25 protein-coding genes are annotated in these 26345 nt (G+C 33.6%); 16 read left to right on the top strand and 9 right to left on the bottom strand.

Annotated features, from left to right (window positions below):
• Positions 1-64: 64 nt before the first annotated feature.
• Together LQ189_RS13585 and LQ189_RS13590 are read left to right on the top strand one after the other, a co-directional pair.
• Positions 65-685 carry a hypothetical protein gene (locus LQ189_RS13585; RefSeq protein ID WP_230157869.1) on the top strand — a complete coding sequence of 207 codons (621 nt, stop codon included), beginning with the start codon at positions 65-67 and terminating at the stop codon, positions 683-685.
• 225 nt (positions 686-910) lie between these two features.
• A complete protein-coding gene (locus LQ189_RS13590) occupies positions 911-1978 on the top strand; it encodes a glycosyltransferase (RefSeq protein ID WP_230157871.1) in 1068 nt (355 codons plus the stop codon).
• Between the two features lie 65 nt (positions 1979-2043).
• Here the strand turns inward: LQ189_RS13590 and LQ189_RS13595 are convergent, their stop codons facing one another.
• Together LQ189_RS13595 and LQ189_RS13600 are read right to left on the bottom strand one after the other, a co-directional pair.
• Positions 2044-3093 (bottom strand): cell wall metabolism sensor histidine kinase WalK, encoded by a 1050-nt coding sequence (locus LQ189_RS13595; RefSeq protein WP_230157872.1) that lies wholly within the window; start codon positions 3091-3093, stop codon positions 2044-2046.
• Positions 3094-3777: a response regulator transcription factor gene (locus LQ189_RS13600; protein WP_086452859.1), complete on the bottom strand. Its 684-nt coding sequence runs from the start codon at positions 3775-3777 to the stop codon at positions 3094-3096.
• A gap of 176 nt (positions 3778-3953) precedes the next feature.
• Here LQ189_RS13600 and LQ189_RS13605 point away from each other — a divergent pair, with 176 nt between their 5' ends.
• The 5 genes from LQ189_RS13605 (at position 3954) to LQ189_RS13625 (ending at position 10367) form a co-directional block, all read left to right on the top strand.
• Complete coding sequence (locus LQ189_RS13605) at positions 3954-6734, top strand: TonB-dependent receptor (RefSeq protein WP_230157874.1); 2781 nt, start codon at positions 3954-3956, stop codon at positions 6732-6734.
• A gap of 187 nt (positions 6735-6921) precedes the next feature.
• On the top strand, positions 6922-8091 hold the full coding sequence (locus tag LQ189_RS13610) for a hypothetical protein (protein WP_086455488.1): 1170 nt from the start codon (positions 6922-6924) through the stop codon (positions 8089-8091).
• A 103-nt stretch (positions 8092-8194) separates the two neighbouring features.
• Complete coding sequence (locus tag LQ189_RS13615; protein WP_230157876.1) at positions 8195-8536, top strand: T9SS type A sorting domain-containing protein; 342 nt, start codon at positions 8195-8197, stop codon at positions 8534-8536.
• Positions 8537-8666: 130 nt separating this feature from the next.
• Positions 8667-9668 carry an acyl transferase gene (locus tag LQ189_RS13620; protein ID WP_230158684.1) on the top strand — a complete coding sequence of 334 codons (1002 nt, stop codon included), beginning with the start codon at positions 8667-8669 and terminating at the stop codon, positions 9666-9668.
• A gap of 36 nt (positions 9669-9704) precedes the next feature.
• A complete protein-coding gene (locus tag LQ189_RS13625) occupies positions 9705-10367 on the top strand; it encodes a hypothetical protein (protein ID WP_140344600.1) in 663 nt (220 codons plus the stop codon).
• An 80-nt stretch (positions 10368-10447) separates the two neighbouring features.
• On the opposite strand, the gene tyrS is transcribed toward LQ189_RS13625, so the two are convergent.
• Positions 10448-11740: a tyrosine--tRNA ligase gene (gene tyrS / locus LQ189_RS13630; RefSeq protein ID WP_230157878.1), complete on the bottom strand. Its 1293-nt coding sequence runs from the start codon at positions 11738-11740 to the stop codon at positions 10448-10450.
• Between the two features lie 198 nt (positions 11741-11938).
• On the opposite strand from tyrS, the gene LQ189_RS13635 reads away from it, so the two are divergent.
• Entirely contained in the window at positions 11939-12964 is a 1026-nt protein-coding gene (locus LQ189_RS13635; RefSeq protein ID WP_230157880.1) for an NAD-dependent epimerase/dehydratase family protein, read from the top strand.
• Here LQ189_RS13635 and LQ189_RS13640 read toward each other — a convergent pair.
• From LQ189_RS13640 to LQ189_RS13650, 3 genes are read right to left on the bottom strand one after another with little or no spacing between them, the layout of a single operon-like run.
• Positions 12961-13383: a DUF4296 domain-containing protein gene (locus tag LQ189_RS13640; protein WP_230157882.1), complete on the bottom strand. Its 423-nt coding sequence runs from the start codon at positions 13381-13383 to the stop codon at positions 12961-12963. The two genes, LQ189_RS13635 and LQ189_RS13640, sit on opposite strands and share 4 nt — an antisense overlap.
• Positions 13384-13388: 5 nt before the next feature.
• Entirely contained in the window at positions 13389-14729 is a 1341-nt protein-coding gene (locus LQ189_RS13645; protein WP_230157883.1) for a dihydroorotase, read from the bottom strand.
• Between the two features lie 9 nt (positions 14730-14738).
• Complete coding sequence (locus tag LQ189_RS13650) at positions 14739-15464, bottom strand: polyprenol monophosphomannose synthase (RefSeq protein WP_230157886.1); 726 nt, start codon at positions 15462-15464, stop codon at positions 14739-14741.
• Between the two features lie 105 nt (positions 15465-15569).
• On the opposite strand from LQ189_RS13650, the gene LQ189_RS13655 reads away from it, so the two are divergent.
• The 3 genes from LQ189_RS13655 to LQ189_RS13665 all read left to right on the top strand — a co-directional run bounded on the left by LQ189_RS13655 (position 15570) and on the right by LQ189_RS13665 (position 17642).
• Positions 15570-16241, top strand: a complete 672-nt coding sequence (locus LQ189_RS13655) for a DUF4271 domain-containing protein (protein ID WP_230157887.1) — start codon at positions 15570-15572, stop codon at positions 16239-16241.
• Positions 16242-16253: 12 nt separating this feature from the next.
• On the top strand, positions 16254-17003 hold the full coding sequence (locus LQ189_RS13660) for a uroporphyrinogen-III synthase (protein WP_086453847.1): 750 nt from the start codon (positions 16254-16256) through the stop codon (positions 17001-17003).
• A 168-nt stretch (positions 17004-17171) separates the two neighbouring features.
• The gene (locus LQ189_RS13665) at positions 17172-17642 is read left to right on the top strand and encodes an Lrp/AsnC family transcriptional regulator (protein WP_086453846.1); all 471 of its coding nucleotides are present in this window, start codon (positions 17172-17174) and stop codon (positions 17640-17642) included.
• 102 nt (positions 17643-17744) lie between these two features.
• On the opposite strand, the gene LQ189_RS13670 is transcribed toward LQ189_RS13665, so the two are convergent.
• Complete coding sequence (locus LQ189_RS13670) at positions 17745-18431, bottom strand: zinc metallopeptidase (protein ID WP_230157889.1); 687 nt, start codon at positions 18429-18431, stop codon at positions 17745-17747.
• 187 nt (positions 18432-18618) lie between these two features.
• Positions 18619-21762: a leucine--tRNA ligase gene (locus LQ189_RS13675; protein WP_230157890.1), complete on the bottom strand. Its 3144-nt coding sequence runs from the start codon at positions 21760-21762 to the stop codon at positions 18619-18621.
• 273 nt (positions 21763-22035) lie between these two features.
• On the opposite strand from LQ189_RS13675, the gene LQ189_RS13680 reads away from it, so the two are divergent.
• From LQ189_RS13680 to LQ189_RS13700, 5 genes are all read left to right on the top strand, one after another.
• Positions 22036-22911, top strand: coding sequence for an ABC transporter permease (locus LQ189_RS13680; RefSeq protein WP_230157891.1), 876 nt, complete (start codon positions 22036-22038; stop codon positions 22909-22911).
• Positions 22912-22987: 76 nt separating this feature from the next.
• Positions 22988-23230, top strand: a complete 243-nt coding sequence (locus LQ189_RS13685) for a DUF3098 domain-containing protein (RefSeq protein ID WP_221917943.1) — start codon at positions 22988-22990, stop codon at positions 23228-23230.
• The gene (locus LQ189_RS13690; protein ID WP_230157892.1) at positions 23231-24040 is read left to right on the top strand and encodes an undecaprenyl-diphosphate phosphatase; all 810 of its coding nucleotides are present in this window, start codon (positions 23231-23233) and stop codon (positions 24038-24040) included. It abuts the gene before it with no gap.
• A gap of 6 nt (positions 24041-24046) precedes the next feature.
• On the top strand, positions 24047-24751 hold the full coding sequence (gene truB / locus LQ189_RS13695) for a tRNA pseudouridine(55) synthase TruB (protein ID WP_230157893.1): 705 nt from the start codon (positions 24047-24049) through the stop codon (positions 24749-24751).
• Positions 24752-25273, top strand: coding sequence for a hypothetical protein (locus LQ189_RS13700; protein ID WP_230157895.1), 522 nt, complete (start codon positions 24752-24754; stop codon positions 25271-25273).
• A gap of 371 nt (positions 25274-25644) precedes the next feature.
• On the opposite strand, the gene LQ189_RS13705 is transcribed toward LQ189_RS13700, so the two are convergent.
• Positions 25645-26259, bottom strand: coding sequence for a thioredoxin family protein (locus tag LQ189_RS13705; protein WP_230157897.1), 615 nt, complete (start codon positions 26257-26259; stop codon positions 25645-25647).
• Positions 26260-26345 lie beyond the last annotated feature (86 nt).

Here is a 26345-nt window from a genome sequence, read left to right on the forward strand (position 1 = left end):
ACGAATTGATTTTAAAACATTTTTTTCGCTATTTTTATATTATTAAACAAAAAACAAAACCCCTATGAAAAAGTTATTAATGTTGTGTATGGCTTTTATTTTCTCTTTAAGTACTTACGCACAAGAAACAGCAACTGAGAAAAAAGCAACAAAAGCAGCTACAGAAAAAGCAAGTAAAGCGAAAGCTAAAGCAGAAGCAGCCAAAGAAAAAAAGGAAGCTGCTAAGGAAAAAGCTACTAAAGCTAAAGAAAAAGCCGCTGCAAGCAAAGAAAAAACAGAAGCAGTAAAAGAGAAAGCTACAAAGGCTAAAGCCAAAGCTGATGCTGCTAAAGAAAAAACGGAAGCAGTAAAAGAGAAAGCTACAAAGGCTAAAACCAAAGCTGATGCCACTAAAGAAAAAACAGAAGCGGTAAAAGAGAAAGTTACAAAGACTAAAGCCAAAGCTGACGTTACCAAAGAAAAAACAGAAGCAGTAAAAGAAAAAGTTACAAAGGCTAAAGCCAAAGCTGATGCTACTAAAGAAAAAGTTGCTACTGCTAAAAAAGTAAAAGAAACCACTGAAAAAGCACCAAAAGTAGCTGACAAAGTAACTGGCGAATACAATGGTAAAAAAGTATATACTGGTCCTAGAGGTGGTAAATACTACATCAATTCTAACGGAAATAAAACTTATATACAAGAATAAGTAATAGTAAAACTATATAAAAAAAGCTATCTCTTGGGATAGCTTTTGCTTTTAGTAAACGTTTTAAATTTGCTAATCTCCATTTTTAAAATGATTTTGATGATGCGTTTTAAAGCTAAATATAGCGTATTACCTTAATTTAATAGTTTGGTAATGTTTTACAAATACAAAAAAGAAGTGTTTCAATGTATCTTACACTTACAAAACATTTGATACAATTTTGAAATGAATAACAATAACAGCACTAAAACTATCTTAATTGCACCGCTTAATTGGGGTTTAGGACACGCCACTAGATGTATTCCGATCATAAAGGCATTAATGGAAAACAATTTTACTCCCATAATAGCATCTGATGGAGTTGCTCTAGCATTACTTAGAAAAGAATTTCCGGATTTGAAAACGTTAGAGCTGCCATCGTACGAAATTGAATATGCAAAAAAAGGGAAGAATTTCAAGTGGAAATTAATTCAAAATAGTTTCAAGACATTAAAAGCAATCCGTACCGAAAGAAAAATTGTTCGGGGCTGGATTGAACAATATCAAATTGATGGTATACTATCGGATAATCGCCTTGGAGTTTTTGATAAAAAAGTACCATCAGTTTATATCACACATCAATTAAATGTTTTAACTGGAAATACGACTTGGATAACCAGTAAAATTCACCAATACATCTTTAATAAATATAAGCAATGCTGGGTACCAGATTATGAAGGAACAATAAACCTTACGGGAAATTTAGGTCATCTTGAGGTTCTTAATCCAAAAATAAAATACATAGGCCCCATAAGCCGCTTACAAAAAAAACTGGTTCCCAAAAAATATGATTTATTAATTATTCTCTCAGGTCCAGAACCGCAACGAGGATTATTAGAAAACTATTTGAAAAAAGAAATTTTAAATTATCAAGGTAAAGCCATTTTTATTGAAGGAAATATTGCCCCACAACAAACTAAAGTTATAAAAGATAATGTTACCTACTTTAATTTCATGAATTCTGTAGAACTTGAAAACGTTTTTAACGAAAGTGAAATAGTACTTTGTAGATCTGGTTACACTACCATAATGGACTTAGCGGTGCTTCGTAAAAAAGCTTTTTTTATTCCTACACCCGGTCAATATGAGCAAGAATATTTAGCAAAAAAATTAATGAAAGAAGGACTTGTCCCTTATGCGACTCAGGATAATTTTAAAATTAGTGATTTAGAAATGGTCCATGATTACAAAGGATTACCAAGGTCTGAATCTAGAATAGAATGGGCAACTTTATTTGAAATTTTTAACCCGTAATTTATACGTTAACCAAAAAAACCGACACAAGTGTCGGTTTTCTTTATCTATTGAACATCATATATCTATTTAGCTTTAGCCTTTTCAATTGTAAATGAAAATTCAGATCCCACTCCATAGGTACTATCAACATAGATTCTCTCTTCATGTGCCTCTATAATGTGTTTTACTATAGACAAACCTAGGCCAGATCCACCTTCGGTTCTTGCACCACTTTTATCCACTCTATAAAAACGTTCAAAAAGTCTCGGGATATTTTTCTTCTCGATTCCTTCACCGTTATCTGTGACCCTTACAATCACTTTTTCATCCGTTAAATCTTCAATACTTACTTCAGTTGAACCCTTTATTTTACCGTATTTTATAGAATTCACCACAAGATTCATGACAACTTGCTGAATTTTGTCTTGATCACCATAAACCATTATGGGTCTATTATAGCGCATATCAAACATAAGTAAAATATCTTTTTTGGATGCTTTCATTTCCAGCAAATCAAAAACATTTTGAACCAGTTTTACAATGTCAAATTCTCCCATTTCAAGATTCAAATCTCCTATTTCTAGTTTTGAAATCATGTCAAGATCCTGTACGATATAGATTAATCTTTCTACCCCTTTCTCGGCACGCTCTAGATATTTCTTTCTAATTGTTTTATCATTCATGGCACCATCTAACAAGGTAGATAAGTACCCTTGTACAGTAAATAAAGGAGTTTTTAACTCATGAGAAACGTTCCCTAAAAATTCTCTTCGATACTCTTCACGAACTTTCAAAGTTTCTATTTCTAATTTTTTATCTGTTGCAAACTTTTTAACCTCACGCGTGAGCGTAGCCATGTCTGTGGTTATAGGCTGGTTTCTAAAAGTACTAGACTCTAATAAAGAAACATCATCATATATTTTCTTTACTTTCTTGTAAATAAAACGTTCTACTCTATATTGTATTACCAAAAAAGAAAAAGTAGCAATTGAAAAAGCAAAAAGCAATATGAATTGTACTGAAAATCTAAAGAAAAGATGAGTCAAAAAACTAACTAAAATAGTAGAAAATAAAGTAATGTACAGCGCTGATTTTACAGCAAAACGGTATGTTTTTTTAAAATTGATTGTCATTTACACCTCAAACTTATATCCAACACCTTTAATGGTTTTAAACAAATCTTCACCTATTTTTTCGCGTAGTTTTCTAATATGAACATCTATAGTTCTTCCCCCTACTACTACCTCGTTACCCCATACTTTATCAAGAATTTCATCTCTTTTAAAAACCTTGCCCGGTTTTGAGGCAAGAAGGTAAAACAATTCAAATTCTTTTCTTGGCAAAGCAATTTCAATATTATCCTTTACAATTTTGTATTCCTCTCTGTTAATTTCAATACCGCCCACGTTTAGCGTTTCGCTATTAACTTCTTGTTCTTTTAACCTTCTTAACAATGCCTTTACCTTACTTACAAGCAACTTTGGCTTAATCGGTTTGTTAATATAGTCATCAGCTCCTGCATCAAAACCAGCAACTTGAGAGTAATCTTCGCTACGCGCAGTCAAGAAAGTAATTAATACATTATTTAATTCAGGTATTTTTCTAATGTTTTCGCAAGCTTCCATTCCATCCATTTCTGGCATCATCACATCCATGATAATTAAATCTGGAATTTCTTTTTTGGCCACAGCAATAGCCTCTTTACCATTTGTAGCTGTAACAATTTGATACCCCTCTTGTGAGAGGTTGTATCCTACAATCTCGATAATATCTGGTTCGTCATCAACCAGTAGAATCTTGGTGTTTTTTTTCTTCATAAGGGTTCAAAAATTATTTTTGAGATGTAAATGTAAACATAAAACCAGCATACGAAAGCTGTTAACTATAATTTAATATTAGATGAATTTTGCAAACATAAACACAACATAAGGTTAACAAATGAGTAACTCAAGTTTTGCGTTATGACCGTTACTTTGCAAAAAATTTAAACAAAATGAAATTCAAGTTATTATTTCTCACGTTATTACTTACAGCAATCTCTTACTCACAAAGTAAAGGTACCATTACTGGAACGTTAACAGACAAAGATGCTAATAATCAATCGTTACCATTTGCTAATGTTCTCATCAAAGGAACAACAATAGGAACCAATACCGACGTAGATGGTAAATATACCATAAAAATCCAACCTGGAAGCTACACCTTACAACTAAGTTTTGTGGGTTATGAATCCATAGAAGTTCCTGTAACAGTAGTTGCAGATCAAACAGTAACAATCAATAAAGCCCTAGGTTCTGGAAGTTACAAACTTGAGGATGTTATTGTAAAATCTACCGTAAACAGAGAAAAAGAAACAGCAATACTTTTAGATCAAAAAAAAGCTATTGTATTCAAACAAAGTATTGGGGCGCAGGAAATGGCTCGTAAGGGAGTAAGTGACGTAGAAGAAGGTTTAACAAAAATCACCGGAATTACAAAAGTAGAATCTAGAGGTTTATTCGTAAGAGGTTTGGAAGATCGTTACAATAATTTATTGATTAACGAATTACAAGCTCCGTCTAACAGCCCCTTTACTAAAATCATCCCATTAGATTTATTCCCAACAGATATCGTAGGGGTTTTAAATGTTTACAAAACATTTAATCCAAACATTTCTGGAGATTTTGCTGGCGCAACTGTAAATATAGAAACCGTTCAGGCTAAAAGTATTACTAAAGTTTCTATAGGCGCTGGATTTACTACTGAAAACAACGGTTCTGACTTTTTGATTCACAGTGAAGCAAACAACTCTCAAGGTTATTTTGGATTAAATGGAAAAGATCGTCAATTGAGTTCAGCATTTGGCAGTGTACCATCAGGTAAAAAACTTACTCCAGATGAGTACAATGCAACTTACAAAAAAAATACTTGGAACGTTGATGAAACTTCTAGTCCTTTGAATACTAGTTTCGGATTTATCCATTCTGAAAAATTCAATCTAGATAATGGCAACAAAATTAATTACACCTTCTCTATCAATGGAGATAATAAATATGTGGTACGTAAAGGAGTTGACCGCACTTTTATTCTTGGCGCAGGTGATTATGACAATAATTTACAAAAAGAAAGTTATAGTTATCAAACTAATGCATCGGCTTTGGCAGCGATCAACTATAAAGCAAAACGTTTTGACATTGGTTTAAACTCTTTCTACTTGCGTTCAACAGATAGCAGAATAATCGATCAATTAGGTTACACTAACAATCAAGCGAGCAACCCAAACATTTTGATTCGTACAAACCAATTTGACCAATCTGATTACATTAACACTCAATTGTTAGGAAATGTAAAACTTACTTCTGACGAAAAACACACTTTGAAATTAGGCGGGTCATTTGTGAGAACTGGTTATGAACAACCTGATCGTAAATTTATAATTGGTGAGAAAGTATCTCCAACTGAAATAAACACCTCTTATGGTGGAAATCATTTGAACAGACAATACTTAGACATCAAAGGAAATTACTATTTCTCTGGTTTGGCAGAATACAATCTTAAATTTGATGAGAAAGAAAACGGGAAATCAAATCGTTTAACAGTAGGGTATAATGTTTTCGAAAATGACTTGAGATCAACATATCGTATTTTCTCAGGATTACGCTCTGTAAACAAAAACTACACCGCTCCTGTTAATAGCATTAACTCTTTCATAGTTGATGATATTAATAACGGTATTATTTCAGTTCGTGAGGAATCAAATGCAGATTACAAAGTAAAATTAAACCAAATTGTAAATGCTGGGTATGTTAATTACTTACATAATTTTGGTGAAAAATTAGAAGTTAATGCAGGTGTTCGTTTAGAAAATTCAGATAGAACAATCAAATTCAGATCTATAGGTCAAATAATAAATGGTCCATACAAAAACATTAATGATCAAAAATTGGATTTCTTACCAGTTGTTAATGCTAAATATGAGCTTACTGAAAATAGTAATTTGCGTTTTAATGGTTCTAAAACCATCACTAGACCAGTTACAATGGAGTTATTGCCACTTCAATATATAAGTCCAGATGGAAAATCTCTTTTAGGTAATCCAAATTTAAAAAATAGCGACAATTACAATTTTGATGCAAAATATGAATTGTTCCCAAAAAGCACTGAATTGTTTGCTGTTGGTTTATTTGGTAAACAAATTCAAAACCCAATAGAAAGAATATTCATTGCAGGAGCAGGAGGTAGTGGTCAATTAATGACTTACCAAAACTCTAAAGAAGCTTTATTATATGGAGCAGAAATTGAAATGCTATTACAATTAAACAGATTGTCTCGAACACTAGCTAATTTTTCATTTGGATTGAATACATCATTAATGAAGACCGATGTAAAAGTTAACTTTGGTAACACATCATTAGAGAACAATCCAAGCCGTAAATTGCAAGGAGCTTCTGAGTGGATTATCAATTCGGATTTAAAATATGACTTTGAATTCAATGAAATTATGAAAAACTCAATGTCTTTAGTTTATGGAGTGTATGGCCCACGAATTTTTGCAGTAGGTTCTGCAGGAATGGATAACATTTACGAAAAGCCATTTCATAAATTAGATTTTGTTTGGACAAGTAAAATAACTAAAAATATTGATGCTAAATTTGCTGTAGATAATTTACTAAATCCATTGTATAAAATGGAATTGGGTAAAGAAAACCGATTTACTATCAACGAAAATTCATTGTTGTTAGAGAGCTTTAAAAGAGGTAGGGGAATTTCTCTAAATCTATCTTATACATTTTAATTCAAAACTGCCTTTTAAGGCAGTTTTTTTTTGAATACAAATTCCTCAAATTAAAAAAATGGCTTTACATAAAATTTACATAATGTTCAAATTTTGGCAATAGTATTATAATGTTACGTTAACTTTCTTATCCAATGTCGTCGCTACATTTGTATCAAATAATCACAACAACAAAATAATAAAAAAAATGAAAAAATTAGTATTAAGCTTATCAATCGTAGCTTTGTCTTTAGGTAGTTGTTCATCGGATAATGAAGAAATCACTACACAACCAATACCTACTGGAACTATAACTGGAGACATTACTACTGCAAAAACATATCCATTAGGAAACTACACTATACAAGGAACTGTAAAAATTAAAAGTGGAGGTTCTTTAACAATAGAGGCGGGTTCTACAATTACTGCTAGTATTGCTGACGGAACGGCTGATGCTCTTTTAGTAGAAAATGGTGGTAAATTATTCTTAAACGGAACTTCTGCATTACCAGTTGTATTTACAGAAACTTCTAAAACTCCTGGATCTTGGGGAGGAATCATCATGTTTGGAGACGCTCCAATTGTAGGTGCAAATGGTGTAACAACTGCTACTTCTGAAGACGGAAACAACTTAGCTTACGGTGGAACAAACACTGCTCACAATGGTGGTTCTTTGAAATATGTAAGAGTAGAATATGCTGGAAAAAAATTAACTGACAACACTAGTGAAATGAACGGATTCTCATTCTATTCAGTTGGTTCAGGAACTGTGCTAGAAAACTTAGTAGCTTACAAAGGTGCTGATGATGGTTTTGAATTTTACGGTGGAACTGTAAGTGCTAAAAACTTAATTTCATACGGTAACTTTGATGATTCTTTTGACTGGCAAGATGGCTGGAGAGGTGATGCAAATACAAACTGGTTGGCTTACCAAGTTGCAACTGGAAACTACGGAATGGAAATTGAAGCAAAATCTGTAAACAATGCTTTTGGACCAAAAGTAAGCAACATCACATTAACTAGAGCTGCAGGTACTGTAACTGAAGGAGGATCTTCAGCTGCTGAATACGATGCGATCCAATTCAAAAAAGACGGAAATGGTGAATACTCAAATGTAGTTATCTCAGGATATACTACTGCTAATTCTACCGCAGTGAGAATACAAGATAAAGCAACATTTGATAACCAAGTTACCGGTGGTAAAATCAAATTATTAAATGTAAAAATCAATGATGGCACTTCTCAGTTCGCTGGGGTAGGAACTACTTTTACAGTTGCTTTCCCTACAGGAAACTACACAACAAGTACTACATCTACTGGCGCTACTTTAACTGCAGGAGCATGGGCAATTGTTGATGGAGTAAGCTTGATCAAATAATCACCTCTTAAACTAATTCAAAATGCCTTTCATAACGAAAGGCATTTTTTTTGGTACACTATTTGAAATATATTTTGTATATTTACAAATCAAATTAGTAAGAATGGCAAAAAACTACTTTTATACCCTGATTTTATTGGTCTTTTTATTCTCTGCAAGCACTTATGCGCAAGACAATAAACAGCAACCAAAATTGCAAGAAACTGCCTCTACTATTGAGGGATTGAGTTTGTACCCAAATCCTGTGAGTAATGGTAAAGTTTACATTACCACTAAGAATGACCTTGATAAAGAAATCATAATTTTTGATGTACTTGGTAAAAAAGTTTTACAAACGGTGCTAAGCTCTAAAGAACTGAATGTGTCTAATTTGTCTTCTGGAGTATACATTATAAAAATTAACGAAAAAGAAAGTTCTGCCACTAGAAAATTAATAATTCGGTAATTCATTCGAAATATAAAATTACAGCTCCATTTTTTGGAGCTTTTTTTTTAATACCAAACAGCATACGTTTTCTAAAGACAGATAAACAAACGACCTTTTTAAATTTTTCATACTTTTGCAAAAAAAATTCTTGATCACAACCACTGATATATTTACTATTTCTAGTCAAAAACAATTTGAAAAAATTGCTTTAAAAGTTTTTCGTTACCAATACGAAAACAACAAAGTTTATCATGAGTTTTGTAATTTTCTTAAAACAGATCCTCACAAAGTAAAATCTATACAACAAATTCCGTTTTTGCCTATACAATTTTTCAAGAGTCATGAAGTAATTTCTAATACCCATGAAATTCAAGAAACCTTTACCAGCAGTGGAACAACAGGAATGATCACCAGCAAACATCTTGTTACTGATGTTACATTGTATGAAGAAAGCTACCGCAAAGGATTTTCAGAATTTTATGGCAACATTGAAGATTATGTTGTTTTAGCTTTGCTTCCCTCCTATCTGGAAAGAGAAGGCTCATCCTTAATTTACATGGTCAAGGATTTAATTGAACTTTCCAATCATCCTGAAAGCGGTTTTTACCTCAACAATCATGATGAGTTGATTACGCAACTTATCACTTTAGAGAAAGCTGGTCAAAATGTAATTCTGATTGGTGTTACTTTTGCACTATTAGATTTGATAGAATATTCAAAATCTATTTCATTCCCTCTTTGGGGGTTAGGGGGCTCTACCATCATCATGGAAACCGGTGGTATGAAAGGACGAAGAAAGGAAATGATTCGGGAAGAACTGCACGATCAACTCTGTGAAGGTTTTGGCGTTTCAGCCATACATTCAGAATATGGTATGACCGAATTACTATCACAAGCCTACTCCTTGGGAAATGGTGTGTTTGAGTGCCCTGCTTGGATGCAAATACTGGTTCGCGATACAGAAGATGCTTTGACTTATATTCCAGACGGTAAAACAGGTGGAATCAACGTGATTGATTTGGCTAACATTAATTCTTGTTCGTTTATCGCTACTCAGGATTTGGGCAAAAAAAATCCCAACAACTCTTTTGAAGTATTGGGACGTTTTGATAATTCAGATATTCGTGGGTGTAACTTGATGGTTCTTTAATCTTTATTACTTATTGCGAGCATGCGAACTATATTCTTGACATTTTTTTTACTCGTTGGTTTATGTACCAATGCGCAAAACACCGATATAGAAGTTCAAATAGATTCTATAACACATCACGATACATCTACTAGCGAACGAATCTTTACGGTACATTACCACATCAAAAACAAAGCAAAAAGTCTTATTTCATTAGTTTTAAATACTAAAGAGCTACGATCTAACATGTACAACTATTCGTCTTGGATTCCCTCGTACAGGCTGTTTCAAGAAAAAAAAATGATAGAAACGAATACTGTATTCGATTCTAAAAAAAGTGATGCGGTATTAAAAAAAATAATGCAAGACCTAGAAAATAATCGCAAAGGTTTAGCTGATTATTTACTGAAACAGCAACAAGAATTAACAATTAAAACCAGTAAAAAAATCATAGAAAGTATTGTTACGTTTCAACCTAATGAAACAAAAAACTTTTCTGCAACATTGTCTTGGGATAAAAACCGGTATCACAAATTTGAAGACAATGAATATTTTTTAGATCAAAAAACCACTCATTATCTTGATTTGTTTTTGTATCTCAATAAAGAAGAATTAACCTCAACTCTGCTCCCAGAGGATTTAAAAATCATACTTAATGACCCAACAATCATTACTGGATGGATATATACTAACAAAGTAGAAATCAATTTTAGAGATTAAACCACATAAAAATTCCCAACAACTCTTTGAGTTATTGGGAATTTTTTATAATTAGAATAGAGAATAATTTGTTTATCTCCTTAAACAACTCTCACTACAAAATAATTTTTCTTTCCGCTTTGCAACAATACAAATTGATTGTTGATTAAGTCTTTGCTAGAAAGCACAAATTCTTCAGTAACTTTTTCACGGTTTACAGAAATAGAATTAGCTGTTAAAGCTCGTCTTGCTTCACCATTCGATTTTAGAAATCCTGTTTTTTCGTTTAAAACGTCAACAATATTGATTCCCGCTTCGATTTCGTTTCTGCTGATTTCTGCCTGAGGGACTCCGTCAAAAACATCTAAGAATGTTGCTTGATCCAATTGTTTTAAATCATCTGAAGTTGAATTTCCGAACAAAATATTCGATGCTTTAATAGCATTTTCTAAATCATCTGCTGAATGTACCATCACGGTAATTTCTTCGGCCAAACGTTTTTGTAACAAACGCATGTGTGGCGCCTCTCTGTGTTTTACGGTTAAATCTTCAATTTCTTCTTTCGATAAAAAAGTAAAAATTTTGATGTATTTCTCAGCATCCACATCTGAGGTATTCAACCAATATTGGTAAAATTTATATGGAGAAGTTCTAACTGAATCCAACCAAATATTACCTCCTTCAGATTTTCCAAACTTGGTTCCATCTGCTTTAGTAATCAATGGACAGGTTAATGCATAAGCTTTTCCGCTAGCAATTCTTCGCACTAATTCGGTTCCCGTAGTGATATTTCCCCACTGGTCACTTCCTCCCATTTGCAACGTACAACTCTTTTCTCTGTACAAATGCAAGAAGTCATATCCTTGAACCAATTGGTACGTAAACTCCGTGAACGACATTCCTTCAGCAGCTTCTGAAGACAAACGTTTTTTCACAGAATCCTTTGCCATCATATAATTAACAGTGATATGTTTCCCTACATCACGAATAAAATCTAGAAAAGAAAAATTCTTCATCCAGTCGTAATTATTTACTAGTTCAGCAGCATTTGGCGCAGCCGAAGTAAAATCTAGAAAACGAGCCAATTGTCCTTTTATGGCTTCTTGATTGTGACGCAAAGTAGCTTCGTCTAATAAATTTCTTTCATTAGATTTACCAGATGGATCACCAATCATTCCTGTTGCACCACCTACTAATGCAAGAGGTTTGTGTCCTGCAAGTTGAAAATGTTTCAATAACATTACACCTACTAAATGTCCTATATGCAATGAATCGGCAGTTGGGTCAATTCCCACATATGCCACGCGCATTTGTTCCATCAAATGTTCTTCTGTGCCCGGCATAACATCGTGGAGCATTCCTCTCCAAGTTACTTCTTCAATAAAATTCTTCATCTTTATTAATCAATTTACTTTCTTCGGTTCAGCCAACATGGCTTGGTGATTACAAAGATAAGAATTTCAATGGCAATGGCAATTTCAACACTAATTTCTAATTTAAACACAAAAAATAGTTTCAAAAATCACATTCAGATCTCTAATTTGGCTGAAAAATGGCATTGTCCTTGGCATTGATTTTACTACTTTTACAATATGATTTTAGTCACAGGAGGAACTGGTTTAGTAGGCGCACATCTATTGCTACATATTATTGAATCCCAAAATATCGGGATTGAAAAAGTACGTGCCATTTGTAGAAATAACGCATCAATAGAAAAAACAAAATCTGTATTTGCATTTTACAAAAAAGAAAAACTCTTCCAGCAAATAGAATGGGTTCCTGCAGATATTACTGATGTTCCGTCTTTAGAAATTGCCTTTCAAAATATTAAAACCGTTTACCATTGTGCCGCCTTAATATCCTTTGACCCTGCGGATGAAAATAAACTTAGAAAAATAAACATTGAAGGAACCGCAAACGTGGTAAACTTTTGTATTGCTTACGGTATAGAAAAATTGTGCTTTATAAGTTCAATAGCAACACTTGGTGATTTATTACCCCACGAAAAATACATTTCAGAAGAAACAGAGTGGAATCCAGAACAAAATCATAGTGATTATGCCATTTCTAAATATGGTGCCGAAATGGAAGTGTGGCGCGGTCACCAAGAAGGCTTAGATGTTATCATTATTAATCCGGGAGTTATTCTGGGACCTGTACTAGATCACAAAGATTGGGAACAAGGAAGTGGTCAATTATTAACTCAAGTAAAAAAAGGACTAAAATATTATACAAAAGGAACGTCTGGCTTTGTTGCCGTTACAGATGTTGTAAAAATTGTTGTAGCATTGATGCAAAGCACTATAAAAAACGAACGTTTTATTGTTATTGCTGAAAATATTACTTTTCAAGATGTCCTTAATACTATGGCAGATGCATTGCATGTACAAAGACCCAACACACATGCGAGCCCTTTTTTAATGGAACTTTTATGGCGTTTAGATTGGATATCATCTGTTGTTTTTAGAACCAAAAGAAGGTTGTCTAAGATTACTGCAAAGGCAACCTACACCCAAAATACCTATTCAAACCATAAAATTAAACAGCAACTCAATTTTAATTTTACAGCTGTAAAACCCTATTTAAAATCGATTATTAAACCGGTGAAAAAAGTTTAATTTACTGTATCCGACTTTGTGGTAGCAACTGGCTTAATTTTATTTTTTTTAGCCTTAGCTTTCTTTTTATCAATAATAGCTAAGGAATCAGCTTTTTTAACATTCGCTTCTAAACGCTTTATTACTTTCTCATACATAGTTTTGTAGACCTCATCATCAGCAGCGTAGTACTTGGTGTTTTTTATATACTGGATACTATCAACCTTATACTTTTTAAAAATAAAAGCACTTGCATTGATTTTAAAAGAATCTAAAGAGGCCGGGTTTTGGTATTTTATGGCTTCTAAAACTGACAACTCATACATGATATCTACCATAACATCTTTCTCTATGAGCTTTTCAGGTTCAGGAATGCCATTATGGTCTTTACAACTCAATAAAAGAAGAAAAAATATTACGGAGATACAGTGTTTAATCATGATAATTATCTTTCAAATTCTAAACGTTTTCCAGCGCGAATGTCCTTTACCTTGAATGCATTGTAAACCAATTGTCCATTAACAAAAGTATGTGTAATTCTGGATTTAAATGTAAACCCTTCAAAAGGAGACCAACCACATTTAGCCAAAATATTTTCTTTTTTAACACTCCATGGCAAACCTGCATTAACAATAACTAAATCAGCATAATAACCTACTTTAATGAAGCCTCTTTTGTGGATTTTGAAAATCTTAGCTGGATTATGACACATTTTTTCAACAATTTTCTCCACGCTAATTTTACCTTGATGGTGAGCTTCAAACATGGCTACTACTGCGTGTTGTACTAATGGCCCTCCTGATGGTGCATCCAGATATGATTTTTGTTTTTCCTCTAGTGTATGTGGTGCATGATCTGTTGCAATCACATCAATTCTATCGTCAAGCAAAGCTTCCCACAACACTTTACGGTCTTGAGCTGTTTTTACAGCTGGGTTCCATTTAATCAAGTTTCCTTTTGTAGCATAATCATCATTGGTAAACCATAAATGATGAATACAAACTTCGGCAGTAATTTTCTTGTCTTCTAACGGAATTTTATTGGTAAACAATTCCATTTCTTTTGCCGTAGAAAGATGAAAAATATGCAATCTAGCACCTGTTTTTTTGGCAAGAGCCACTGCTTTTGAAGAGGAAATGTAACACGCTTCTTCACTTCGGATTAAGTGATGGGCTGATACTGGTATATCTTCTCCATACAATTCTTTATACTGAGCTAAATTATTGCGTATTGTAGTCTCGTCTTCGCAGTGTACGGCAATTAACATGGAAGTACTTGAAAATATTTTTTCGAGTGTAGCTTCATTATCTACTAACATGTTTCCGGTTGAAGACCCTAAAAAGATCTTGATTCCAGCAACATTTTTAGGATTAGTTTTTAAAACTTCTTCTAAATTATCATTTGTAGCTCCCATCATAAAAGAATAATTGGCAAATGATTTTTGGGAAGCCAATACATATTTTTGTTCTAATATTTCTTGCGTTACCGCATTAGGTACTGTATTAGGCTGCTCTATATAAGTGGTGATTCCGCCTGCTACAGCTGCTCGCGACTCTGATTCTATATCGCCTTTGTGCGTAAGACCTGGTTCTCTAAAATGCACTTGATCATCAATTGCTCCAGGAATTAAAAAATTCCCTTCGGCATCAATAATTTTACAATCAGAAGATTTAGCGCTAATACTTTCGGCTATTTCAACAATGATTTCGTTTTCAATTAACACATCCCCTTCAAAAACTACCCCTTCATTTACAATTTTGGCGTTCTTAATTAAAATCTTGTTCATATTACTGTTCTATAATGTGTTAATCATTTTTTTAAATCTCAAAGCAATTACACCAAATACGGCTTCAACAATGATGGAATTACTCATCTTAGACTGACCTTTTGTTCGGTCAGTAAAGATAATAGGAACCTCAACAATCTCAAATTTTTTGCAATAGGTACGGTATTTCATTTCTATTTGAAAAGCGTAGCCCACGAATCGAATTTTATCTAAATTGATTTCCTCAAGTACTTTTCGCTTGTAGCAAACAAAACCAGCTGTAGCATCATGAATTTTCATTCCTGTAATCATACGCACATAAACGGATGCAAAATAAGACAATAATACCCTACTCAATGGCCAGTTTACCACATTTACACCAGTTACATAGCGAGATCCAATTGCTAAATCAGCATCGCCAAAATGACAAGCGTTGTAGAGTTTTTCTAAGTCTTTTGGGTCATGAGAGAAATCAGCATCCATTTCAAAAATAAATTCGTATTGATGACGCAATGCCCATTTAAAACCGTGTACATACGCAGTACCTAGGCCTGACTTTTTTTCTCTTTTTTCAAGAAATAAACGGCCTTCAAATTCTTTTTGGAGAAGCACTACTTTGTCCGCAGTATGATCTGGAGAGTTGTCATCAATTATTAAAACATGAAAAAGCTTGTGTTGTGATAGCACAACTCTTATGATGCTTTCAATGTTTTCAATTTCGTTATAGGTAGGGATTATAACTATACAATCGTTCATTTTTTTCAACTAAATTCAGTGCAAAAGTAACCATTTTATGCCATTTCAACCTTAATAAAATTATAATAAAAAGAATGATATAAAAATTAGTAATTTTGCAAGGCTATGATTGAAACCGTACTTCATCCAAGAATCATTGAGAACAAAGATTGGGCTACAGCACTATTTGTTCTTTCATTTGCTATAATAGCAATCACTAAATCTGTATTTGAAAATAGATTTGGTGAGTTTGCTAATCTTATATTTTCTAATAAATACATTAAAATATACCGTGACAGCAGTCATTTAATGAGTAGTTTTACTGTTGCACTATTTTTTGTACAAATAATTTCGTTTGCTTTTTTTATCCAGATTGCGTTAAGCCAGTTTGGTTATGCATCAAAAACAGATTGGATTTTATACATCCAAATTGTGACTTTTTTGATATTTTTTATATTATCGAAATATCTTATTGAAAAAATCATTGCTACATCTTTCAATATAGAGGAATTCATGGAGCAATTTAACCTTCAAAAAGTTACTTACCGAACCTACATAGGACTCTTAATACTTCCTATTAACATTATTTTATTCTATTACGATACAATTTCAAGAAATTTCCCCCTAGCTGTAATTGCTACAATATTGATAGCCAATATACTAACTTATTTGATTTCAATAAAAAATTATCAAAATATAATATTCGGTAAGTTGTTTTATTTTATTTTATATCTTTGCGCCTTTGAAATAGCACCCTATTATTTTATGTATTATTGGTTTACAAAAGGGGTTGCTTAGAAAACGTTAAATATGAAAGTGAAAACAATTTTGGTGTCACAACCCGAGCCTAAAGTGGAAAATTCTCCTTACTTTGAACTTCAACAAAAACACAAAGTAAAAATTGATTTCAGACCTTTTATTCACGTAGAAGGAGTAAATGCCAAAGAAATTCGACTACAGAAAATCGATCTTAACCATTACACGGCAATTATTTTAACGAGTAAAAATGCGGTTGATCATTTTTTTAGAGTAGCTGATGAAATGCGCTATAAAGTTCCAGAGGGTTTAAAGTATTTTTGTCAATCTGAAGCTATTGCTTTTTACCTTCAAAAATACGTTGTTTACAGAAAGCGTAAAATTTATGTTGGGCCAAAAGACTTTGCTGATTTATCCCCATTAATCAAAAAGTACAAAGACGAAAAATTCTTATTACCGGCTTCGGATCAATTAAATGCTGATGCACCAATAACGCTAAATGCTTTAAAGGTTGATTGGACTCCTGCCGTTTTTTACAAAACTGTAATGAGTGACTTATCTGACCTTGCTGATGTGTATTATGATGTATTGGCTTTCTTTAGTCCTACCGGGATAAAATCATTGTTTATGAATTTCCCTGATTTTGAGCAAAACAATACACGCATAGCGGTTTTTGGAAGTACAACACAAAAAGAAGCACTAGATCATGGTTTAAGAGTAGATATTTTGGCTCCAACTCCAGCAACACCTTCTATGACTATGGCTTTAGAGAAGTACATCACAGAGGCTAATAAAGGAAAATAATTTTTTTACAACATACACATTAAAGCCATTCGCAATCCGAATGGCTTTTTTTATATCACTACATTACCCATTACATTTCTTTAATCAACATTGCTCATAATAGTATTTGTTGTAAATTTGGTTTTCAAAATCAACCAAATACCATCATCTTGTTTAAATTTATAAGCTATGAAAATAAATTCCTTAGTCGTAGAAATTGACGGAATCGATAAAGAAATTCTACGTGACCTCATGGAAGATGCTAGAAAACCTATTCTACAAATTGCGAATAAAATAGGAATTTCAGGAGCTGCCATTCACCAGCGTTTGCGAAAATTAGAACAATCTGGCGTTATATCTGGATCTAAATTTACAGTCAATAGCAAAATTCTAGGCTATAACACTATGGCATTTGTGGGTATTTATCTAGACAAAGCAGCCCGAAATGCAGAAGCCGTTAAGGATTTAAAGAAAATTCCAGAAGTTCTAGAATGCCATTACACCACTGGAAACTGGTCTATTTTAATTAAAATTATCTGTCGCGATAACGAACATTTGATGCAGCTACTCAATACCAAAATTCAAGCTATTGAAGGCGTTTCTAGAACTGAAACGTTTATTTCACTAGACCAGCAAATTGATAGACAAATTCAACTTTGAGGAAAGTGAAATGTGAGAGGTAAAATGTGAGCTATAAAAAAATCCAAACTCCATTAAAACTGGAATTTGGATTTGATAAGTAGTTATATGAAAGTTGAAGAATTAGTCTCTTCTTCCTCCCATATAAATCGAGATGTAATAAAACAAAGTTGCTATAGAGCCTAATGCTGCTACTACATACGTTCTAGCTGCCCATTTTAAAGAATCTTTCGCTCCGGCCTGTTCTTGAGGTGTAAGCATTCTTTTATTTTCTAACCAAGCCAAAGCACGATTACTAGCATCATATTCTACTGGCAAAGTAACAATTGAAAATAAAGTTGTTGCCGCAAAAATAATAATTCCCACTAATAACAAACCCGGAAAAGTCTTGATCATTAAGATTCCAGCCAGTAAAATCCATTGCATATAACTAGAGGCTACGTTTACAACAGGAACAAGTTTAGATCTCATGGTAAGCCACTCATACCCCACTGCATGTTGCACTGCGTGTCCACACTCATGAGCGGCTACGGCAGCAGCAGCGGCATTGCGCTGGTTGTAAACAGCTTCACTTAAATTTACCGTTTTATCAGCAGGATTGTAGTGATCTGTCAAACGCCCTGGAGTTGAAATCACTCTTACATCTCTGATTCCGTTATCGGCTAGCATTTTCTCTGCAATTTCGGCACCTGTCATTCCGTTTTGCAAATGCAATTTTGAGTAGTGTTCAAATTTGCTTTTAAGTCTTGAACTAACTAACCAGCTAAAAAGCATTAATGCTCCAGCTAGAATTAAATAACCCATTCCCATATTTTTAGTTTTTTTATTTTTATTAAAGTTACTAAAGAAATAGCAAATTCTGCACCATTTTTTGTTAATGTCAAATTGGCATCCGTTAAATAAAATTCAAAAAAAAAAAAAAAAAAAAAAAAAATTCCAAACCCAATTGTGAATTTGGAATTTGGAATATGGAATTTTAAATATTGAAATTTATAGACTATCCTACCAAGTTAATTATTTTACCTGGAACAATTATCACCTTGTTTGGTGTTTTACCATCTAATTGCTTGATGGTTCTTTCGTCTTTCATTATGATTTCCTCGATTTGCGCTGCGGTTAAATCCAAAGGTAAAACTAAGGTAAAACGCATTTTTCCGTTGAAAGAAACTGGGTATTCTTTCTCACTTTCAACCAAATGTTTTGGATCAAAAACTGGGAAAGGAACTGCTGCTATCGAACCTTCATGACCTAGTAACGACCATAATTCTTCTGCAATGTGCGGCGCGTAAGGCGAAATCACAATTGCTAATGGTTCTAAGATGGCACGAGAATGACAGTTTTGAGTAGACAATTCGTTTACACAAATCATAAATTGCGATACCGAAGTGTTAAAAGAGAATCCTTCAATATCCTCAGCTACTTTCTTGATGGTTTTATGCAATGATTTTAAGTTGTCTTTCGTTGGTGCTTCATTGGTCACAATCATACCATTTTCATCGAAATACAAACGCCATAGTTTTTTCAAGAAACCAAAAACTCCCGAAATACCTGCACTATTCCAAGGCTTCGCTTGCTCTAGTGGCCCTAAAAACATTTCATACAATCGCAAGGTATCCGCACCGTATTCTGAGCAAATAGCATCTGGAGTCACCACATTGTATTTAGATTTCGACATTTTTTCAACCTCGCGGCCAACGATATATTTGTTGTTTTCATAAATAACATCTGAATTTACAAAATGAAAATATCTATAATCTGAAAAAAATCTTTGCAAATCCAAAACATCAGTTTTAGGGTCTACCAAAGCAATATCAACATTAATTTTACTATACGGTAAAAGCTCATCAATTTCAATTAAGTTTCGATCAATAGAATCAAGGTTAAATAACCTTTTAATCACATCAAGCTCATCATCAGATATATTTTCACGAACAAAATTCTCGATTATTTTATGTAAATCTTTATTTTTTACACTAGGAACAACTCCTTCATCAATCACATCAAAGTTTTTAAATATTTCAAAACTTATCAGATACGTTTTTTCTCTTAATCTCTGAGGCAAAGAAGTCCTGTGTCCCATGTAATTAAAAATACTTGGCACAACTCTATAAACAAACGCACTCGTTCCCAAAATCATTCCTTGATTGATCAATTTTTTGAACGGTTCTTCGGTAGGTGCGAAACCTTTGTCTTTTAGGAATTTGTTCCAAAAACGAGAGTACAACAAGTGACCGGTTGCGTGTTCGCTTCCGCCTATGTATAAATCTACGCTTTCCCAATAGGCTAGAGCTTCTTGGCTTGCAAATTCGGTTTCGTTGTGCGCATCCATATAACGCATCCAATAGTATGAACTTCCTGCCCAACCTGGCATGGTGTTCAATTCAAGAGGAAAAATAGTTGCATCATCAACCAAACTCGTTTCGACCACTTTGTTGTTCACACTGTCCCAAGCCCAAACTGCAGCGTTTCCTAAAGGCGGCAAGCCGTCTTCGGTGGGTAAATATTTCTCAACTTCGGGTAAAATGATAGGCAAATGTTGCGCATCAATCATTTGCGGCAAGCCATTTACATAATAAACTGGGAAAGGCTCACCCCAATAACGCTGGCGAGAGAAAACTGCATCACGCAAACGGTAATTGATTTTCCCTTTTCCTTGGTTTATTTTTTCTAATTCGGCAATTACTTTTTGAGTTCCTTTTTTATAATCTAATCCATTTAAAAAATCAGAATCGACTAATTGAAACCCTTCTTTGGCGCCATAAGCTGCCTCAGAAATGTCTTGATCAAAGATGTTTTTAATAGCCGGCATTCCGTTTTGCCCTTTGAAGAAATTCGCAAAAGCATAATCTCTCTCATCGCCACAAGGAACCGCCATAACTGCACCTGTTCCGTATCCCGCCAAAACGTAATCACCAATCCAAACTGGAATTGGTTCTTTTGTAAACGGATGTTCTGCAAAAGCTCCTGTAAACACTCCTGAAATGGTTTTCACATCAGCCATACGCTCACGCTCAGAACGTTTTGAGGTTTTTTCGATATAGGCCTCTACTTCTGCTTTTTGTTCGGCAGTAGTAATCTCCTGAACCAAAGGATGCTCTGGTGCCAAAGTCATAAAAGTCACCCCGAAGATAGTATCGGGTCTTGTTGTGAATACTTCAATGAAAGAGTCCTTAGTCCCTAGTTCTAAGTCTGAAATTTGCTTTTCACTTTCGACTTTCGACTTTTGACTTTCGACTTTAAATTTAACCATTGCTCCAACTGATTTCCCAATCCAGTTTCTTTGACTTTCTTTAATACTTTCGCTCCAGTCGATATCATTTAGACCTTGCAACAAACGTTCTGCATAAGCTGAAATACGCATGCTCCACTGGGTCATTTTCTTGCGAACTACTGTAAATCCACCACGTTCCGAAACTCCGTTTACAATTTCATCGTTGGCCAAAACCGTTCCTAATCCCGGACACCAGTTAACTTCTGTCTCCGCTAAATACGTCAATCGGTATTGCAAAAGGATTTTCTCCTGAGTATCTTTTGCGAAAGCGCTCCATTCTTCGGCTGAAAAAAGATCTATATTTTCATCGCAAACTGCATTGACAGTTGTATTTCCTTCTTTTTCAAACAAGGCAATTAGGGTTGAAATATCCTCCGCTTTATCGCTGTTTTTATTGTACCAAGAGTTGAACAATTGAATGAAAATCCATTGTGTATGCTTGTAATAATCAGGATTTGAAGTACGCACTTCGCGACTCCAATCAAAAGAGAATCCTATTTTGTCTAATTGCTTTCTGTAACCCGCAATTTGGTTTCCTTCTTTATCCACACCACCGTCAATGTTCACACGAGTAGTATCTTCTGGACGCTGACCCGTTTGAATAGCGTATTGCTCAGCAGGCAACCCAAAACTGTCGTAACCCATAGGATGCAATACATTAAAACCTTGGTGTCTTTTATATCTAGCAAACACATCAGAGGCAATATACCCTAGCGGATGCCCTACGTGTAAGCCCGCTCCAGATGGATAAGGAAACATGTCAAGAACGTAATATTTAGGCTTATCAGCGTTGTTTTCGGCTTTGAATGTTTGGTTTTCTTGCCAGTATTTTTGCCATTTGGCATCAATTTCGTTGGGATTGTATTTCATTCCTTTTTTTATTGTTTTTTAATTGAGTCATGCTCTCGTAAACTCAAGTCATTCCTATTTTTTATTTTTGTTTAAATGGAGTCATGCTCTCGTAAACTCAAGTCATTTTTATAAGGTTCTGAGCAACTGAGTAACAAAGGTTCTAAGTTTTATTGCGATGACTATTTTTAGGTGCCAAATTTACGTTTATTGTACGAAAGTTAAAACTTTGAGCGTTATTAACTTTAAATAAAGAATTTCTTTATTATTTTTACCCAATAATTTCAATAAACTATGAGTTCTTCATTTGATAATTTTCAAAAACGCCGTTTAATTTCCTCTTATTTTTCAGTAGTATTAAGTGTATTTTTAGTCTTATTTCTGCTAGGAATCTTAGGATTATTTATCATTAATTCAAAAAAATTAGCCAATGATTTTAAAGAAAACATTGCTATGACTGTCTTCTTTAAGAATGAAGCTAATGATACTATTGTAAAACAATTTGGCACGCAATTAAAAGGGAGCCCTTTTGTAAAAACGTATAAATATGTAACTAAGGAAGCCGCTGCAAAAGAACATACTGATATTATAGGTGAAGATTTTATGACTTTCTTAGGCGAAAATCCATTACAAAACTCCTATGATATTCATTTAAAAGGAGATTATGTAGTAAAAGACAGCATCGCAAAAATAGAATCTGGTCTTAGGAAAAATGCTATGATATCTGACATTGTATATGACAAGCAACTTGTTAATTTAGTGAATGACAATATCAAAAAAGTAAGTATGTGGATCTTGATAGTAAGTAGTTTTCTTGCTGTTATTGCCGTTTTATTAATTAACAGCTCTTTGCGTTTATCCATACATTCGAACCGCTTCATAATTAAAACGATGCAAATGGTGGGTGCAACAAAATCTTTCATCCGTAAACCATTTGTAATGCGCAGTATTAAACTGGGTATCATAGGTGCGGCACTTGCTGTACTGGCTTTGATAGGTGTTTTGATTTATGTAGAAACCAGTTTTCCTAACTTAGGAATTCTAGAAGACAAAGGGCTTATTGCACTGGTACTAGTAGCGGTATTAGGCTTTGGAGTTTTAATTACTTGGTTGAGTACTTATTTTGCTACACAACGATTTTTAAATTTAAGAACTGACGATCTTTATTAGTATTCAGAATTCAGTCGCGGTATTCAGTCGCAGTCCTCAGGTACAGATTTAACTAAAAAAACAACAGCATTTACAAATGGAAGATAAAGATAAAAAAAATGAATTTTTGTTTGAGAAAGTAAACTACAAAATTCTATTAATTGGACTTGGAGTTATTGCTTTAGGCTTTATCCTTATGTCAGGTGGAGGAAGTGAAGATCCAACAGTTTTTAATGAAGAAGTATTCAATTTTAGAAGAATTAGACTAGCGCCAACAACCGTTTTAATAGGTTTTGGGATAACCATTTACGCTATTTTAAAAAATCCAAAAAAAGCATAAATGAATACATTACAAGCTTTTTTGATAGCTATTATTGAGGGATTGACTGAATATCTTCCGGTATCATCTACCGCGCATATGGTTTTTTTGAGTTCTTATTTTGGCATACAAGAAGACGATTTTGTGAAACTGTTTCAAGTTTCTATACAATTTGGAGCCATATTGGCTGTAGTAGCATTGTATTGGAAAAAATTCTTTGATTTTTCTAAAGTTAGTTTTTACCTCAAACTTATTTGCGCCGTAATACCTGCGCTTGTCTTGGGGAAACTATTTGATGATAAAATAGAAGCAGTTCTTGGAAATCCTATACCAATTGCGATTGTTCTTATTTTAGGCGGTGTTGTTTTACTATTTATTGACAGTCGTTTTCAAAACCCAACGGTTTTAAAAGAAGAGGATATTTCTATAAAAAAAGCAGTAACCATAGGTTTCTGGCAATGCTTGGCAATGATGCCAGGAACTAGCAGATCTGCCGCATCAATTATAGGTGGAATGCAGCAAGGTTTATCCCGTCATGCTGCTGCAGAATTTTCTTTTTTTCTAGCGGTTCCTACTATGATGGCAGTGACCTGTTATTCTGTGTTTTTAAAAACGTATGAAAGTTCACAAATGAAAGGCTACGAACTCATTTTGAAATCAGATCAAAACATTCAGCTCTTCTTAATTGGTAATGTGGTAGCCTTTATTGTTGCTGTAATTGCCATAAAGTTTTTTATTGAAATCATAAAAAAATATGGATTTAAGCCATGGGGCTGGTACCGTATTATTGTGGGTGTGTTTTTATTAATTTACTTTTCGTATTTAAAATAATTTCTATTGAAAACAGCTGATGAATACCTAGAAGGTCAAATTTTATTGATTGACAAACCTTTGCATTTTACTTCTTTTCAAGCGGTAAATAAGCTTAAATATGCTTTGATTAATAAAGTAGGTTTGCCAAAAAAATTCAAAATTGGCCATGCCGGAACCTTAGATCCATTAGCAAGTGGTTTATTATTAGTTTGTACCGGAAAATTCACCAAACGAATTACAGAACTTCAAGGTCAAGCCAAAGAATACACAGGAACTTTTTACATAGGGGCCACAACGCCATCCTATGATTTAGAAACAGAAATTGACCAAACCTTCCCTACTGCACATGTCAACGAAGAATTAATTCACGAAACAGTAAAACAATTTCTTGGCGAAATTGATCAAGTACCTCCTATTTTTTCGGCAATAAAAAAAGATGGTGTACGCTTATATGAGCATGCACGTGCCGGAGAAAGCATTGAAATTGCAAGCCGTAAAACTACCATACACGAGTTTGAAATTACTCGAATTGCCCTTCCTGAAATAGATTTTAGAGTAGTTTGTAGCAAGGGAACTTATATTCGTTCTTTAGCGTTTGATTTTGGAAAAGCCATGCAATCTGGCTCTCACTTAACGGTTTTAAGACGCACAAAAATAGGCGATTATGATGTGAAAAACGGCATTAACGTTCTTGATTTTGAAGAAAGTCTTACCTCAAACATCCCTTAAATGAGGCTATTCATTATTTTATTATTGTTTCCTTTTTTTGCTTTTTCCCAAAACAAAACACGTTCCTTCATTCAATTTGATGTTTCCATACCCATTAAAGGCAATCAAAACAATGGATCGCAAAACAACAATCAACAATCTAATAATAGCTGGTTTCTGCCAGATGGTATTAACAGTAAAATAGGCATTGGTTTAGAACCTAAGAAATGGATAGCACTAGGAATACACTCTGGAATAGACTGGACATGGTCAGAAAAAATTGTTCTAGTACCCGTTTTTGCTAATCTTAGATTGAGTCCAAAAATTAGTGATGAAACTCGTATTGCATTACAACTTGGGCTAGGAAAAGGTACTGCTCTTGGAAGAGGAGCATTAAATGGTACTTACAAAAAAATAAGCTTAGGAATTCAAAATGATGATGATTTAGTTCTATTTATAGAAATGAGCCATTATGACATTGCTTTTAAAGATCAAAAAGAAACTGGGAGCATTAGTTTAGGACTATCCTTGATAACGTTTTAGATAGCAAAGCTATTTACAATAAAAAAAACACATGATAAATACACTATTTGTTTTATCATGTGTTTTCATTTTCAAGACCTATAGTTTTAAACTAACTTATACTAAAGGTCACAGTCATTAGTTAATAATTAGGCAAATGTTTTCCACCAAAAAGTGCAAAAGATAGGTAATCATAAACCCTTTCTAATAATTTTTTCATAATAATGTTTTTTATTGTTAGACAACATACAAACACCTATAAAAAAAGCAAACTAAAAAGTAGACTTGGTTAGCAATGAGCAAGTTACGATTATTTTTTGATTTAAAAATAAAAAAAATAAAAAAATTTTAAAACCGTTTAATGTAGCCCGCTACACGTTGATTTCATTAAACTAAAAAATACTTTTATCCAGTTCGCGCATTAAATTTATCAATTCATTTTGAGTAGATAGTCCCTTATCGTGGTGGTACCAGAGTTGTAAATTTGTTTTTAGGGTTTCATCAATTACGCCAAACTCTTTTTTGTACTCTAAAACTAAGTTGGTTGCTGCTTGTGGTCTTGGTCCCCAATGTCCTAAAACTCCACCCGTTTCTTTTTTGATAATTACTAGAATTGGTATGGAACGTGCTTTATTTGTTAAGAAACAATCCATAAACTCTAGGTTTTCATCTCTAAGTACAATTTTTAAATCAATCTTGTCCGTTGCTTCGGCCATTTTATGATATATGGGTAAAAGTTGAGCAGCATCACCACACCAACCCTCAGAGATCACTAACCAAATGTACTCCTCTTGTAATGCTTGTAGCTCTTGAATGGTCCTTTCAGTAAGTACAATGGTTTTATCAAGGCGTTTCATTCGAGTCTCATTAAGTTCGCTATAATGTGTTAAATCAATAGACTGCGTGAGTCCAGTAGACTTTTTTTCTAATAATAAATCGGTAATCTTTTTTCTATATTCGGCATAAGAAAGACTGTTAAACAAGGCTTTAGCTACAGGGATTTTCATGATATATAATTTATTTTTACAAAGCTACCACAAAAAATGATGGTATAAATTGATATATGTCATTCTCTTGTAGCTAAAAAAGAGTA

Source organism: Flavobacterium sp. CECT 9288, assembly GCF_918731615.1.
In the GTDB taxonomy this organism is placed as follows: Bacteria; Bacteroidota; Bacteroidia; order Flavobacteriales; family Flavobacteriaceae; genus Flavobacterium.

Bases quoted from the DNA above. Each gene is read 5' to 3' on its own strand.
- LQ189_RS13635 (WP_230157880.1), top strand. From the start codon at position 11,939: ATGATTTTAGTCACAGGAGGAACTGGTTTAGTAGGCGCACATCTATTG.
- LQ189_RS13660 (WP_086453847.1), top strand. From the start codon at position 16,254: ATGAAAGTGAAAACAATTTTGGTGTCACAACCCGAGCCTAAAGTGGAA.
- tyrS (WP_230157878.1), bottom strand. From the start codon at position 11,740: ATGAAGAATTTTATTGAAGAAGTAACTTGGAGAGGAATGCTCCACGAT.
- LQ189_RS13585 (WP_230157869.1), top strand. From the start codon at position 65: ATGAAAAAGTTATTAATGTTGTGTATGGCTTTTATTTTCTCTTTAAGT.
- LQ189_RS13680 (WP_230157891.1), top strand. From the start codon at position 22,036: ATGAGTTCTTCATTTGATAATTTTCAAAAACGCCGTTTAATTTCCTCT.
- LQ189_RS13600 (WP_086452859.1), bottom strand. From the start codon at position 3,777: ATGAAGAAAAAAAACACCAAGATTCTACTGGTTGATGACGAACCAGAT.
- LQ189_RS13670 (WP_230157889.1), bottom strand. From the start codon at position 18,431: ATGGGAATGGGTTATTTAATTCTAGCTGGAGCATTAATGCTTTTTAGC.
- LQ189_RS13655 (WP_230157887.1), top strand. From the start codon at position 15,570: ATGATTGAAACCGTACTTCATCCAAGAATCATTGAGAACAAAGATTGG.
- LQ189_RS13590 (WP_230157871.1), top strand. From the start codon at position 911: ATGAATAACAATAACAGCACTAAAACTATCTTAATTGCACCGCTTAAT.
- LQ189_RS13685 (WP_221917943.1), top strand. From the start codon at position 22,988: ATGGAAGATAAAGATAAAAAAAATGAATTTTTGTTTGAGAAAGTAAAC.
- LQ189_RS13610 (WP_086455488.1), top strand. From the start codon at position 6,922: ATGAAAAAATTAGTATTAAGCTTATCAATCGTAGCTTTGTCTTTAGGT.
- LQ189_RS13605 (WP_230157874.1), top strand. From the start codon at position 3,954: ATGAAATTCAAGTTATTATTTCTCACGTTATTACTTACAGCAATCTCT.
- LQ189_RS13650 (WP_230157886.1), bottom strand. From the start codon at position 15,464: ATGAACGATTGTATAGTTATAATCCCTACCTATAACGAAATTGAAAAC.
- LQ189_RS13595 (WP_230157872.1), bottom strand. From the start codon at position 3,093: ATGACAATCAATTTTAAAAAAACATACCGTTTTGCTGTAAAATCAGCG.
- LQ189_RS13665 (WP_086453846.1), top strand. From the start codon at position 17,172: ATGAAAATAAATTCCTTAGTCGTAGAAATTGACGGAATCGATAAAGAA.
- LQ189_RS13675 (WP_230157890.1), bottom strand. From the start codon at position 21,762: ATGAAATACAATCCCAACGAAATTGATGCCAAATGGCAAAAATACTGG.
- LQ189_RS13690 (WP_230157892.1), top strand. From the start codon at position 23,231: ATGAATACATTACAAGCTTTTTTGATAGCTATTATTGAGGGATTGACT.
- LQ189_RS13700 (WP_230157895.1), top strand. From the start codon at position 24,752: ATGAGGCTATTCATTATTTTATTATTGTTTCCTTTTTTTGCTTTTTCC.
- LQ189_RS13705 (WP_230157897.1), bottom strand. From the start codon at position 26,259: ATGAAAATCCCTGTAGCTAAAGCCTTGTTTAACAGTCTTTCTTATGCC.
- LQ189_RS13645 (WP_230157883.1), bottom strand. From the start codon at position 14,729: ATGAACAAGATTTTAATTAAGAACGCCAAAATTGTAAATGAAGGGGTA.
- LQ189_RS13615 (WP_230157876.1), top strand. From the start codon at position 8,195: ATGGCAAAAAACTACTTTTATACCCTGATTTTATTGGTCTTTTTATTC.
- LQ189_RS13640 (WP_230157882.1), bottom strand. From the start codon at position 13,383: ATGATTAAACACTGTATCTCCGTAATATTTTTTCTTCTTTTATTGAGT.